Here is a 12,298-nt window from a genome sequence, read left to right on the forward strand (position 1 = left end):
CAAATAAGTGACAATTATTTGCTCTAAGATATTTCTATGGCAAGTTTGGGTTTTGAGGCTTGAAAATCATTGTTTTTATGACCATAAGCTTGCCGATGCGGCAAATATTAAATGACACGGCAATTGGCGGGGCGACAACGATCGACTCTGGGGTTAAATATGCTGTCGTTTACCTGATGACAGCTATTAATGAGATAGCTAGACGCTTATCCATCTATAGATTTGACGATTGATCGCTAGTTGTCGCGACAGCTTGCGATCGGTAAAAATGACAGAGTTGAGCGCTGTCGCCACTCGCCAATGTCGCTGTTGTTTGATAAGAACAACTAGCAAAACCTACAAGGCGATCGCTATATACTCAGATATCAACTGATACTATTCTGGAAAAGTGAACGGTATAAAGCGAACTTATTAAGTAATTGAACATGAAAAAATTTCATTTGGCGATCGCCACTGATAATCTCGCGGCAACAATTCAAGATTATTCCCAACGTTTGGGGGCTGAGCCTTGTGTAGTGGTCGAAAATGAATATGCATTATGGCGCACAGAAATGCTTAATCTTTCGATCCGCCGAGATCCTAATTGCGCTGCTGGCACAGTAAGACATGTGGGTTGGGAAGATCCAATAGCCTCAGAATTTTCACAGGAAACAGATGTTAATGGCTTGGTTTGGGAAAGATTTAGCGCGTCAGTTCAGGCGCTCGAAATTAATAGCATTTGGTCTGGCACAAATTATCAACCTCAAGATTAAGACTAAAAAATGTGCATTACCGATTATTTGCAGTATAAGGCATAAGATCATTCAAAAGACTCTTACTGTCTTAACCTTCCCATCCACAGATCGGGCAATTCCAATTAAGGCGATCGCTAGGATACTCATAGCAGTATTGCGGACACAAGCCCGTAAATACAGGATGCCTCATGAAAATCTGCAACTGCTGCGATCGCGTTAACTTTGGCTCATGATTGGTTTCATAGCGCACTGGCAATTTAACAAGTTGATCGTCCACAAATTTATAGCCATCGGGACACCATAGCTCTTGACCATCATCTGCAAAGTCTGGGCATGAATCACCTCTAGCGCCTTCGGGGTGCATGGCACAGACTAGATAATTGCTATGGGCGTTATTTAGACAGCGATCGCAGTGGGGTATTTTCGGCATTGATTTGCAACGTTAGTCGATCGCGGTTCTAGTGGAAAATATTTTAGGGCTATTCAAATCTGAAATCTTATTCCTTGAGGTTTGAGGTAAAGTTTGTCAAAAACCCAATCAAGCATATAACCATGATGAAAAGCACAGCCTAGCTCTTGCTTGCCAAGAGTGGGCAAATGACCTTTTGGAGAGTCAATTGTATACATTGTTTCGCGATCAAACCTCCATTCTGATGCCCCATTGCTTAACCATCCAAGCAAAATAGCTAGAGCCGCCATAGAAGACCATCTTCCTCTAACACGATATTTTTTTTGAATTGGTGTCCGCTTTTTTTCTTCTATCTCTTCTATTTTTTCTCGTAGCTCTTTATCGCTTAAATTGTCAAAATCGATATCATCAAAATTGATGTCTGGTAACTCATTATCTTCCCGCAACTCATTTTCTAAACGAAGTTCATCTAGAAGTTCTTGATATACTTGCCATTGAACGCTGAACCCGAAATGCCCGTTGCTATGCTCTACCCAAAGTCGATCGATTTCCTCTAATTCTTCCTTTGAAAAAGCTTTGATTTTTGGAATTAATTCGTGCCTTTCTGATAACCCATAGTCACCCCATAACTCTTCTGGGTTAATTTGAAAAGTTAATCTTTTCGTCTCTAAATCTGCTTCGTGCCAGTTTTGAACAACGAGAAGATCTTGCAGAGTTTGATGATGTGAGTAAAGCATAGAGATATGTTTTAACTATGTTGCAACGCATTACAAGTTAGGGCGATCGCAGTCGGGTATTTTGGTCATTGTTTTGAGGAAAACTGCCAACAATTATGATGTCACGCTAACCGTTACAAAGTGAGATCACATCTTGTAACACATGGCGATCCATACCTAAATCACCTTATTCAATCTGTGCAGTAACCTTTTGACTTGAAATAAGAATCATCATTAATTTGAGCATAATGGGTTTATTAATCAAAAGACTTATTTCTAATGACATAAATATTAAGCTCATCGTGAAAAAGGCTTGCGAAACAAATAACACAATGTTAAGTTTTATTACACGTAATAGAACTTAAACAAGAAAACTGATATGTCTCCTATTTTTTTTCCTAACTTCAACAACTTTGAAAATATTAGCCAATCTCAAGCTTGGTCTCTATTTTTTGCTTTTGGAAGAAATTCTAGCCTTCTAGGTTCAGGACGCTCTAATGGTCGCCTTTTCACTTTAGCTCTGACAGCAACAGTGGTTGCATCAGTTGTGGAAGTATTAATTTCATCTATCTAGCTCAAGCTTCTACTAATCGAAAGATGATTGAAAAGAAATGATTTTAAAATTTATTGTTGCATTACTTGCCGCCAAGACTTCTCGCAAAAAACGAGCATTTCCAAAAGAGAAAATCAGAATATCTAATGTGCTGCGGTTTTTATAAATAGCGTTCTATTGTCTTTTTCCGATATGGCGATCTGTAAAAATGTGGCAATAAAATTTCGTCATATTTTGCGAAACATACGATCGCCCAAAAATTTGCGAACAGTACTTTCAGCCCAATCGTCAAGCAGACTTTGCACTAAAGTTTAATTGTCACATCACATAAGAAGCACCCTAGATAATGTCTATGGTGCTTCTTAGTGTATGCACTGGGGGCATTGTGGAGACAGCGATCGCAGTGGGGTATTTTGGGCATTGATTTATAGACAGGCGATCGCATCGGGTTCTAGTGGAAATTCGCCCAGAGCAATAATATTACGCTATCCGATCCAATTCGCGATCGCACTTTATAACAGCAATCGCTCATTGTCATACCCACCTTTGAAGTCCAATAGCTTACGATATCAAGTTATATTTGCATTAGTAAATCTAATCATGACCTACGACATCGCTCTTCCGTTTTTTCAAAGTGTCAAATTCCCTCACCGTTGCGTTGTTTGTGAATCCCCCAATCCTGATGCGATCGCAGAGTTGAAAATCGTAATTGCTAACCCACCACAGGGATTAGCCGAAGATGCTGTGGATGCTATTCTCGATACCAGTAGGATTGGCAGTAATGGAAGAATTACCCTCAAACCAGAAGTATGTCATCAATGTAAGAAAGGTTTGAAAAGGTATCACTTCTGGAAACAGATCTGGCAATATTTAGCGCCACTATCTGGAGTTGCGGTTATGGGAATTTGTCTTTTTAAGAATCTCATCTTTTTAGGTGGTATAGCAGTATTTGCTGGAATTATTTTACCCGTTGCCTATGAAATGATGTATCCACCAGCAATTAGTGCAACAGGTGTAGGTAAAAAAATAAATTATGAATTTCTGTCGCAGCTATACTCCCAAGAGTTCGCAGAATTAAATCAAACTAACATTCAATAGATACAGCGCAAAGCCCTAGAAGCTTGCACGGGTATAACGATTCGTGCATTTTGTATCATTCAGGCTTTTCTTCAATATCGTCATATAAATCAAACTTTACCCATGACCTCCAAAAAAATCTTCGATCGCCTTTCGACCCTAGCCAAAGGTTTGCAATTCCCTAGTGAATCCGAATTTCCACTAGAACCGTTCTTGTGGGAATCAACAACCCTTTTACCCGCAAATATTCTTCATAGGGCAAATAAACCCGCGATCGCACCTATCGAAGCGATCGCTCTACAGGAATTTTTCGCGCCCGTCACCGACGAACGGGAATGGTATGACGACGACGAACGGGCGATCGCCCAGCGCTTCCGCGATCTGGAAATGGAGATCTCGGCATTAGAAAACGTCCAAGTTTTTAAAGTCGGACAGGTCGAGATCGATGTTTATATCGTCGGCGCGATCGACCTCGATCTGGTCGGCTTAAAAACTACCGTCATCGAAACTTAACAGCCTTTCTTCGCATCGATCTTGGCTCGGATGTCGGGCGCAACATTGGTAAAGAAGTTATAGCCCGTCAACTTCTGGACATCATCGACGGTCGCACAGAAATCTTGCCATTTTTGGTGCTTGCCTTGCTTATTCGGCATGATGACAGCGATCGTGCGGGTATTGGCATTAACTCCCGTTAAGCCTTTGGTGGGGTCATCTAGCACCAAAATGACTTTCCACATCTTGGCGGGGACGGTGACACCATTTCGCAAGCTGTTGGCAGTTCCGTTCTTGCCCTCTCCACCAGTGCCAGTCCCGCCAGCAACGATATAAAGCTCTTTGCCTTCGTTCGCCAATTCGCGAGAATAGCTCTCTAGCTTTTCCCATGCCACTTGATTGTTATCAGGAGCTTGCGGCACGATATTGGTCATCAAAAATACTGCTATATCTATATCTTAAGCCTTTCACGGGATAGTTTTACGCGAATCGATGTCAACTCCTAATAGCCTAAAGTTTTATATACTAGTGATGCTTTATTGATTTTTTGTTATGGATTCCACCGAATGTTTGAGCAATTTCTAAATACGGATGTTTCATTCTTTAGTGTTGAAGTCATCCCTATTATATTGGTGGTAATTCTGTTAGAGGCAATTCTGTCTGCTGATAATGCAGTCGCCCTTGCCGCGATCATACGCAGTTTGCCAGATCCTAATCAGGAGAAATGGGCGCTACGTTACGGTGTGATTGGGGCATTGGCGTTGCGTGTAATTTTGATTTTTGCTGCGACGTGGGTAATGAAATATTGGCAATTTGAACTAGCTGGTTCTCTTTACCTACTTTGGCTGTCTGGTAAATTTTTCTTAGAAAAGTCTAAGGAAGGTCATGATGCCAAGCGTCCAGTACGTATGGCGAATAAATTATGGCAAGTCGTGTTACTTGTATCGTTTACAGATCTTGCCTTCTCGATCGATAGTGTAACAGTATCAATAGCAGTGGCACAGGAAACTTGGCTGGTTTTGATTGGCGGAGTAGTGGGAATTATCTCATTGCGCTTTTTGGCAGGACTTTTTATCAAAAAGTTGGAAGAATTTACGCACCTTGAGTCTGCGGGCTATTTTACTGTCTTATTAGTGGGCTTGCGTCTATTGCTCAAAGTCTTTTCTGATAGCCTCGTTCCACCAGAATGGTTAATGATAACTTGCATTGCTCTAATCTTTCTATGGGGATTTTCTAAGCGAGAACTCTCAGATGCATCTGAAGCGAGCGCAGATCGAAATAATTAATTTTTAGAGATTGGAAAAGTGAAGCGTCCCCGCTCTGTCTTGAATGCAATTGTCAACATTAGCTTTGTTAGAAGACACTTCTCTCCAATCTCTTCACAAACACCGAATCCCGATCGCACGACAATTCTAAATACTCAGTAGCCCTAGTCATTGCCAGATACTAATCCCATGATGTTCTAGTGGAAATTTGCCAAGATTGTAGCGCTTGTGGGGCTAGATAGGCGATCGTGGTTCTAGTGGAAAATTGAAATTAGTATTTCCACGCTTAACGAAGTTAAATATTTACAATGGTTTGTAACTGTTTGCGATCCCCAGCGCGATCGCACTTTGTAACGGTAAGCGATCGAGCCTAATCAAGCATCTTAAAAATCACAGAGAGATTATTCGCTGGCATAGGTTGAATTTGTTGCAGTACTAAATTTTGGTTGGCAGCGACAGTAATTACATCTTCAAGATCTCGTACTCCCCACTCAGGATTTTGGAGTCGCAAACTTGCATCAAACTCAGCATTACTCATACTAGTGTGTTTGCCATCTTGTTTAAATGGACCATAGAGATACAAAATATCACCTGCTGCCAAAAGATTTTTCGCCCCCTCCATTAATCCTAAGCAGGCTTGCCAAGGTGAAATATGAATCATGTTGATATTGACGATCGCCTGAATGCCTTTATTTTGTAGATTATCGTTACAGTACCAATGATGTGCGGTGACATCAATCTGTAAGGGTGCGGCTAAATTGTCGGATGGATAGTGCTTTTGCCAATCAGTAATACTAGCTATCGCCATAGGGTTAGGGTCTGAAGATATCCACAGACACGGATGTAAATGGGGTACAAAAAAGACAGAATGTTCTCCTGTACCACTGGCAATCTCTAACACCGTGCATTTTTGAGGTAAAACTCGTAAAAGCACCTCTAAGATAGCATCGCGGTTCCGTTGGGTTGCAGGTGCATATTGGCGATTGTCGATCATCGGTTCTAGTGGAAGTTTGCCAAGATTGTAACTTGTATGAGACTGGGTTTAGTTGCGATCGCATTTTGTAACCCCACCGATCGCTACCCTAGGCAACCCTCTCCAATCTCTTCACAAATGCCGAATCGCGATCGCACGATAATTCTAAATACTCAGTCGCCCTAGTCATCGCCACGTACAACAACCTCGCCTCATCCGCGATCGCCTCTGACCGATTGGGCATAAATCCCACACCCGCAATAAACACCACAGGAAACTCCAGACCTTTACTAATGTGCATTGTGAGCAATTTCACGCTCTGCGCTGCGGGATTGTAACGCTTACTGTTACTGTCTGCGTTCAACCATTCCACAGGAATACCAACATCTTTCAAAGCACGGCTCAGGCTTTGTCCCATGAAGTCCGAGCGGTACAAGATCGCCATATCATTCCAAGCCATCCCGCGATCGCGATATTCGTAGAGGCGATCGCAGATATGTTTTGTCTCTTAGAACCGAAAACTAAAACTTGAGCAGTTAGTCCTGTGGCGATCGCTATTATTGGTATTTTAGATATGGAAATATGAAGATGAATGCACCATTGCTAATCAAGCATCTATCAATTTCTGTAGTTAATTTTTTCCTCTAGAATAATTGATTCATAATTCATTACTTTTCATATACGGATGTTTGCTAATTTCTCCGTCAGAGCAATATACTGAAGTAGCCTGCTCTATATAATCAGTAAAAAAATGGCTCATATTGGTATTCTGTGCCCCGGAGCAATTGGTCATTTAAACCCTATGTGTAATTTAGGAGATGAACTATTGAGGCGCGGTCACAAAGTCACATTGTTTGGAGTACCAGATGTAGAAAAAAAGATTTCTCAGTCAAACTTAGGATTTTACGAAATTGGAGCTAGTGATTTCCCTATTGGCAGTATTGATAAGATGTATGCTCAATTAGGTCAATTAACTGGATTGCAAGGATTGAAATTTGCCATTCAGTTTTTTGAGAAAGAAGCTAAGATGTTATTCCGTGATGCCCCAACAGCTATTCGCAATAATGGAATAGATCTGCTTCTTATCGATCAAGTAACCACGGCTGGAGGAACTGTAGCTGATTATCTAAACTTACCTTTTATCACTGTTTGTAATGCACTCCCTATTAATAGGGAACCAAATATTCCTCCTTATTTCACTCACTGGAAATATAAAAATATATGGTGGGCTAAACTGCGAAACCAAGTAGGTAATATTTTGATCAATTACCTAACTAGAGATATTTGGGATATTTTAGTTCAGCAAAGAGAAAAATGGCATCTTACTCCTCTGCTCAAGCGAGATGATGCATATTCACAAATTGCACAAATAGCACAATTGCCTCAGGAACTAGATTTTCCCCGCAAACAAATAGTACCCTGGTTTCATTATGTAGGACCACTCAAGAATCCATTAGATATAGAGACTGTATCTCTAGAACAGCAGTCTTTCTCTTTTGAAGAACTGAATGGTAAACCCTTGATATATGCAAATTTGGGTACATTGCAAAGCCATAATTGGGAAGTTTTTCGCCGCATTGCCGAAGCCTGCTTAGATATTGATGCACAGTTAGTCATTTCTTTAGGAAACCCAAAAGCAGATCCATCGAAAACTAATTTCCCCGGAAATCCGCTTGTAGTTCCTTTTCCACCTCATCAACAACTGATTAATCGGTCTCACCTAGTTATTACTCATGCAGGAAGTACAGCATTAAGTTGTTTAAGTAGTGGCATTCCTATGGTTGCTATTCCAATTACTACCGATCAACCAGGAATGGCAGCAAGGCTTGCACAAATTGGAGTTGCTGAAGTTGTCCCTCTTGCGAAACTGAATAATTTGAATTTAAAGACAGCAATTAAGCGAGTGTTTGAAGAGCCTACTTATCGAAATAATGCTGTGAGACTGCGCTCTGCTATTCAGGAAGTAGGAGGGGTTAACTATGGTGCAGATGTTGTTGAACAAGCAATAAATACTAAATCTCCTGTTTTAAATAGCCGCCTACAGATTCTTTGTTAGAAGAATTACACATTAAATAATAGCTAAGTGCCCTAGCCAATCGGTAATGGTGCTTTTTTACTGCCCGAATTATTTGTGACTGCGATCGCATTATTAAATGACACGGCAATTGGCGGGACGACAACGATCAACTCTAGGGTTAAATATGCTGTCGTTTACCAGATGACAGCTATTGATGAGGCAGCTAGACGCTAATCCAACTATAGATTTGATGATCTATCGCTAGTTGTCGCGACAGCTTGAGATCGGCAAAAAATGACGGAGTTGATCGCTGTCGCCACTCGCCAATATCGCTGTCGTTTGATACATTTCAACTGTCACAGCGTATTCCATTTCCATGAAAAGTGCTGTACCATCCTTTAAAGAGAACGGGTTTTTTGTATAAAAAACTGTCTAGAGGCGTAAATAGTTTATCGGAAGTTTATTGGCAGTTTATCGGCGGTTAATTGGCAAAGCAGAAAAACTATTCACGCAAGAGATCTAAACATAACTTTTTTTAGTTAAACCTTTTTATCCATTTATCTGAAACCCTTCCATGCATGTTCTGACCATCGCTAAAGATCGGTTTTTGAAACTCCTATCTCACCGATCGATCGGAAATAGCCTCCTGCTGTCGGTTTTGGGAGGAACCTTTGTCGGATTGGGAGCCATGTCTTTCTGGGTCTATCAAGCCTTGGATAGTCAAGCTAGAAACGAAATTCGGCAAACCCTCCGCACCAAAGTGCGGGAAATAGAAACCGATATTACCCAATTTGAAACCTCCTCAGCTGGGATGAAAACTGCAATCCAAGTCCGCCGAATGCAGGGAAACGCTACAGCGATGGACTACAAAGCATTAATTTTTGAGTTTTTTAAGCAACGTCCACCCCTCATGATGGGCATGGGTTTTGGTCAAACCGCTTACGGACTCCTCCCAGATCGGGAATGGTACTACCCCTATTTCTATCGCGATCAAGGTTCACCCAAATCCGTGGGAAATCGCCTGCCCCCTCCCGACAACGACAGTCGCTATTTGGATGTAATCGATGCCGAATATTATCCCAAGGAGGGCTACTACACCTTTGCAGTTCAAGCGGGAAAACCTGCTTGGAACGATCCCTACGATTGGGATGGCATGACGATTACTACCTTCTCCTATCCTCTCTTTGATGAAAAGGGAAAAATGCTGGGCTTTACCTCCTCGGATCTAAATGTAACCGCCATCAGCGATCGCATTAACGGTAAGGTGATCCACGATCAGGGCTATTTTGCCCTTTTCAGTCAAAAGGGGCAACTCCTCGGCTATCCCCCCAATCCAGCCAAGGCCAAAGCTTTAGCTGGCTATGCCGATATTCCCGAGCTCCGATCGATCTGGGGACGGATACAGGAGGAATCGTCGGGACTCTTTGAGGCGGAGGGAAAAATCTGGGCTTACGATCGGGTTTCGGGAACCAAATGGCTGATGATTGCCTCTGTACCCAAAAATGTCGTAGTGCTTCCCGTGTTGGGTATTGCCATTGGGGGAGCTATAGGAGCTGCCATTATTTTAGCTTTAGTGGTTATTTGGTTTGTCCGCTATCTAAATCAACGCCTACAGCCGATAGTGGAAGGATGCAACCAATTAGTATGGTCTGATGTAAATCCCTTGGGAGAACCCACCCCTGCCTTACTGAATAGTTCCGAGATGGATGAGTTGGAAATTCTCTCCACCTCCTTTGATCGCATGGCACAAAAACTCAAAGACTCCTTCTCCGCCCTCCAGAAATCAAACGAAGCACTAGAGAGTCGGGTGGAAGAGCGCACCATAGAACTTCAGACCGCGAAACAGGTTGCCGATAACGCTAACCTAGCTAAAAGTGAATTCCTTGCCAACATGAGCCACGAACTCCGCACGCCCTTAAATGGAATCCTTGGCTACGCGCAAATTCTTGGGCGTTCCAAACAACTCCCTGAAAAAGAAAGGCATGGAATCAACATCATTCACCAGTGTGGTTCTCATCTGTTGACCCTAATTAATGACATTCTCGACATCTCTAAAATTGAAGCCCGAAAACTAGAACTCTTACCCCAACCCGTACATTTGCCTTCCCTAATTCAGGGTGTTGTTGAGATTTCTCAAATTCGGGCGCAACAAAAAGGCATAGATTTCATCTACGAACCCGATCACAACCTACCGAGTGGCATCATCGCTGACGAGAAACGCTTGCTCCAAGTCTCGATCAATCTTTTGGGTAATGCCATCAAGTTTACCGACAAAGGTAGTGTCACCTTCAAAGTCGAACCGAGAAACTTCACTACCGATCGACTTAACTCAGCTCATCTCCGCTTTTCCGTTACGGATACAGGAGTTGGCATTTCTCCAGAGAATATCAAGAAACTATTCCGAGCTTTCGAACAGGTAGGAGACAAAAGTCGTCAAGCTGAAGGTACGGGGTTAGGACTTGCTATCAGTCAACAAATTATCCAGATGATGGGGGGACAAATTCAGGTGGAGAGCGAACTGAGGGTAGGAAGTACGTTTTTCTTTGAGTTAGAGTTACCACTAGCAGCCGATTGGAATCAACAGCAGACCAGTGGATCTGGAAATATTATTGGATATGTAGGGAAGAAGAAGAAGATTTTGGTCGTGGACGATCGCTGGGAAAATCGGGGCGTAATTTCGTCCCTATTAGAACCGTTAGGTTTTATTATCTCTGAAGCCGAAAACGGACTGGAAGGATTAGAGAAAATGCGAAGAGATTTACCAGATTTAGTCATTCTCGATTTATCTATGCCCGTCATGGATGGCTTTGAACTATTGAGGCATTTGCGGAGTGATAGGAACTTACGAAATTTAAAAGTTATAATTTCATCTGCATCCGTATCCCAAGCCGATCGCCAGATGAGTATTGAGGCTGGTGGTGATGATTTCATTGCCAAACCAGTTCATACAAATGATTTATTTGATGCCTTAGCAACTCATCTTCAAATCACTTGGAAGTATGAAGTAACTGCAACACAAGATACTGATAGCGATCTCAAAATAATTGCTCCCGAGCCTGCGGACTTGCAAATCTTACTTGAGCTAGTTCAAGATGGTTTAATAAGAAAATTGACTCAAGTCGCTGAAGAAATCGCGCAAAAGGACGATCGCTATCAGCCATTTATCCAGCAAATTCTGCAATTTGCTAAGAATTTTCAGTCAGAGAAAATTGAGGAATTACTTCACAAATTCCTGACCTCTAGCAATCCTTAGAAAGCGAATTTAAAGTGGGCGATCTATTATTCATAACTGGAGGGAGAGAAGAATCTCGATCGAACTCTCCCCTTGGAACTAGAGGGTAAATATCTGTAAAATTTGAGATTAAAGTTATCAAAACTATTACCCTTACAACCAGAGAAAATCTCGGAAAAGCATATAGTTTAATACTTCTATAACTTAGAATCTCAAGTATGGTAATACAATTTTTGCAAACCTAAAAGATGATAAGCGGCGCTTATCATCCTAACTAACTCAATCATTGGTAGTCCTAAAAAGGAAAGGAAACACGAGCAGGCAAAGAAGCGTTGTAATGATGAATAAAATTCCAAATAGCTCCAATATGGTTTTCTAACTTCTTAGAAAAGGATAGAGTTTTTCTAACTAGTCTTGATACTCGTTGTCGTAACGTACAGTTAAATCTCTCAATATAGTTGGTTTTGCCTGTTTCTTTGCCGACTGCCCGATGACGTTTACTGGGTAGTACGACAGGATAAGACAAGTATAAATCATTGTAAATAACCGCACATTGGCGATAGACACTAGGCAACGATTCCCATAATTTCTGCGCTGATTCCCCAGAACGATCACCGATATAACAACCCACAATTTCACGAGTCTCGGCATCAATGGCAAGCCATACCCTTTGGAATCGCTGCTCAAGCGGCTTGTTTTTTTCTGTTTTTCTTTGCTTATGTTTTGCTCCCAACTCTTGCTTCTTCCTTTTGTAAAAGCAATCCGTAGCTTTAATTCTTTTTCTTGGCAATTTCCTAGTAGACAGGCAAAGTATGATTCTCTTCCTCTTT

General features: G+C 41.7%; 14 protein-coding genes. 8 read left to right on the forward strand and 6 right to left on the reverse strand.

The features are described from left to right. Positions 1–77: 77 nt before the first annotated feature. Together AC805_RS25370 and AC805_RS01940 are read left to right on the forward strand one after the other, a co-directional pair. Positions 78–233 carry a hypothetical protein gene (locus AC805_RS25370; protein ID WP_156341278.1) on the forward strand — a complete coding sequence of 52 codons (156 nt, stop codon included), beginning with the start codon at positions 78–80 and terminating at the stop codon, positions 231–233. A gap of 192 nt (positions 234–425) precedes the next feature. Then, positions 426–752 carry a hypothetical protein gene (locus tag AC805_RS01940; protein ID WP_055073860.1) on the forward strand — a complete coding sequence of 109 codons (327 nt, stop codon included), beginning with the start codon at positions 426–428 and terminating at the stop codon, positions 750–752. Positions 753–822: 70 nt separating this feature from the next. Here AC805_RS01940 and AC805_RS01945 read toward each other — a convergent pair whose 3' ends face one another. Further along, the gene (locus AC805_RS01945; RefSeq protein WP_055073861.1) at positions 823–1,164 is read right to left on the reverse strand and encodes a hypothetical protein; all 342 of its coding nucleotides are present in this window, start codon (positions 1,162–1,164) and stop codon (positions 823–825) included. Between the two features lie 53 nt (positions 1,165–1,217). Next, the gene (locus tag AC805_RS01950) at positions 1,218–1,880 is read right to left on the reverse strand and encodes a GUN4 domain-containing protein (protein ID WP_055073862.1); all 663 of its coding nucleotides are present in this window, start codon (positions 1,878–1,880) and stop codon (positions 1,218–1,220) included. A gap of 358 nt (positions 1,881–2,238) precedes the next feature. On the opposite strand from AC805_RS01950, the gene AC805_RS01955 reads away from it, so the two are divergent. From AC805_RS01955 to AC805_RS01965, 3 genes are all read left to right on the forward strand, one after another. Further along, positions 2,239–2,433 (forward strand): hypothetical protein, encoded by a 195-nt coding sequence (locus AC805_RS01955; protein WP_055073863.1) that lies wholly within the window; start codon positions 2,239–2,241, stop codon positions 2,431–2,433. Positions 2,434–2,781: 348 nt separating this feature from the next. Then, positions 2,782–3,510 carry a hypothetical protein gene (locus tag AC805_RS01960; protein ID WP_055073864.1) on the forward strand — a complete coding sequence of 243 codons (729 nt, stop codon included), beginning with the start codon at positions 2,782–2,784 and terminating at the stop codon, positions 3,508–3,510. A gap of 102 nt (positions 3,511–3,612) precedes the next feature. Next, positions 3,613–4,002, forward strand: a complete 390-nt coding sequence (locus tag AC805_RS01965) for a nuclease A inhibitor family protein (RefSeq protein WP_055073865.1) — start codon at positions 3,613–3,615, stop codon at positions 4,000–4,002. Here the strand turns inward: AC805_RS01965 and AC805_RS01970 are convergent. After that, entirely contained in the window at positions 3,999–4,415 is a 417-nt protein-coding gene (locus AC805_RS01970) for a DNA/RNA non-specific endonuclease (RefSeq protein WP_055073866.1), read from the reverse strand. The two genes, AC805_RS01965 and AC805_RS01970, sit on opposite strands and share 4 nt — an antisense overlap. 132 nt (positions 4,416–4,547) lie before the next feature. Here AC805_RS01970 and AC805_RS01975 point away from each other — a divergent pair, with 132 nt between their 5' ends. After that, positions 4,548–5,267, forward strand: a complete 720-nt coding sequence (locus tag AC805_RS01975; protein WP_055073867.1) for a TerC family protein — start codon at positions 4,548–4,550, stop codon at positions 5,265–5,267. Positions 5,268–5,616: 349 nt separating this feature from the next. Here AC805_RS01975 and AC805_RS01980 read toward each other — a convergent pair whose 3' ends face one another. Together AC805_RS01980 and AC805_RS01985 are read right to left on the reverse strand one after the other, a co-directional pair. After that, positions 5,617–6,240 (reverse strand): DUF938 domain-containing protein, encoded by a 624-nt coding sequence (locus AC805_RS01980; protein ID WP_055073868.1) that lies wholly within the window; start codon positions 6,238–6,240, stop codon positions 5,617–5,619. A gap of 88 nt (positions 6,241–6,328) precedes the next feature. Next, positions 6,329–6,664: a 3'-5' exonuclease gene (locus tag AC805_RS01985; RefSeq protein ID WP_197278602.1), complete on the reverse strand. Its 336-nt coding sequence runs from the start codon at positions 6,662–6,664 to the stop codon at positions 6,329–6,331. 306 nt (positions 6,665–6,970) lie between these two features. Here AC805_RS01985 and AC805_RS01990 point away from each other — a divergent pair, with 306 nt between their 5' ends. Next, positions 6,971–8,275 carry a glycosyltransferase gene (locus tag AC805_RS01990; protein WP_055073870.1) on the forward strand — a complete coding sequence of 435 codons (1,305 nt, stop codon included), beginning with the start codon at positions 6,971–6,973 and terminating at the stop codon, positions 8,273–8,275. A gap of 535 nt (positions 8,276–8,810) precedes the next feature. After that, positions 8,811–11,489, forward strand: a complete 2,679-nt coding sequence (locus AC805_RS01995; protein WP_055073871.1) for a hybrid sensor histidine kinase/response regulator — start codon at positions 8,811–8,813, stop codon at positions 11,487–11,489. A gap of 274 nt (positions 11,490–11,763) precedes the next feature. Here AC805_RS01995 and AC805_RS02000 read toward each other — a convergent pair. Then, a partial coding sequence (locus tag AC805_RS02000; protein ID WP_269433540.1) for an IS1 family transposase occupies positions 11,764–12,298 on the reverse strand: 535 nt, incomplete at its 5' end.

The organism is Pseudanabaena sp. 'Roaring Creek' (assembly GCF_001402795.1).
In the GTDB taxonomy this organism is placed as follows: Bacteria; Cyanobacteriota; Cyanobacteriia; order Pseudanabaenales; family Pseudanabaenaceae; genus Pseudanabaena.

Excerpts from the sequence above, each read along its gene's own strand:
- AC805_RS01940 (WP_055073860.1), top strand. The coding sequence starts at position 426 with ATGAAAAAATTTCATTTGGCGATCGCCACTGATAATCTCGCGGCAACA.
- AC805_RS01945 (WP_055073861.1), bottom strand. The coding sequence starts at position 1,164 with ATGCCGAAAATACCCCACTGCGATCGCTGTCTAAATAACGCCCATAGC.
- AC805_RS01950 (WP_055073862.1), bottom strand. The coding sequence starts at position 1,880 with ATGCTTTACTCACATCATCAAACTCTGCAAGATCTTCTCGTTGTTCAA.
- AC805_RS25370 (WP_156341278.1), top strand. The coding sequence starts at position 78 with ATGACCATAAGCTTGCCGATGCGGCAAATATTAAATGACACGGCAATT.
- AC805_RS01990 (WP_055073870.1), top strand. The coding sequence starts at position 6,971 with ATGGCTCATATTGGTATTCTGTGCCCCGGAGCAATTGGTCATTTAAAC.
- AC805_RS01980 (WP_055073868.1), bottom strand. The coding sequence starts at position 6,240 with ATGATCGACAATCGCCAATATGCACCTGCAACCCAACGGAACCGCGAT.
- AC805_RS01970 (WP_055073866.1), bottom strand. The coding sequence starts at position 4,415 with ATGACCAATATCGTGCCGCAAGCTCCTGATAACAATCAAGTGGCATGG.
- AC805_RS01995 (WP_055073871.1), top strand. The coding sequence starts at position 8,811 with ATGCATGTTCTGACCATCGCTAAAGATCGGTTTTTGAAACTCCTATCT.
- AC805_RS01975 (WP_055073867.1), top strand. The coding sequence starts at position 4,548 with ATGTTTGAGCAATTTCTAAATACGGATGTTTCATTCTTTAGTGTTGAA.
- AC805_RS01955 (WP_055073863.1), top strand. The coding sequence starts at position 2,239 with ATGTCTCCTATTTTTTTTCCTAACTTCAACAACTTTGAAAATATTAGC.
- AC805_RS01965 (WP_055073865.1), top strand. The coding sequence starts at position 3,613 with ATGACCTCCAAAAAAATCTTCGATCGCCTTTCGACCCTAGCCAAAGGT.
- AC805_RS01960 (WP_055073864.1), top strand. The coding sequence starts at position 2,782 with ATGCACTGGGGGCATTGTGGAGACAGCGATCGCAGTGGGGTATTTTGG.
- AC805_RS01985 (WP_197278602.1), bottom strand. The coding sequence starts at position 6,664 with ATGGCGATCTTGTACCGCTCGGACTTCATGGGACAAAGCCTGAGCCGT.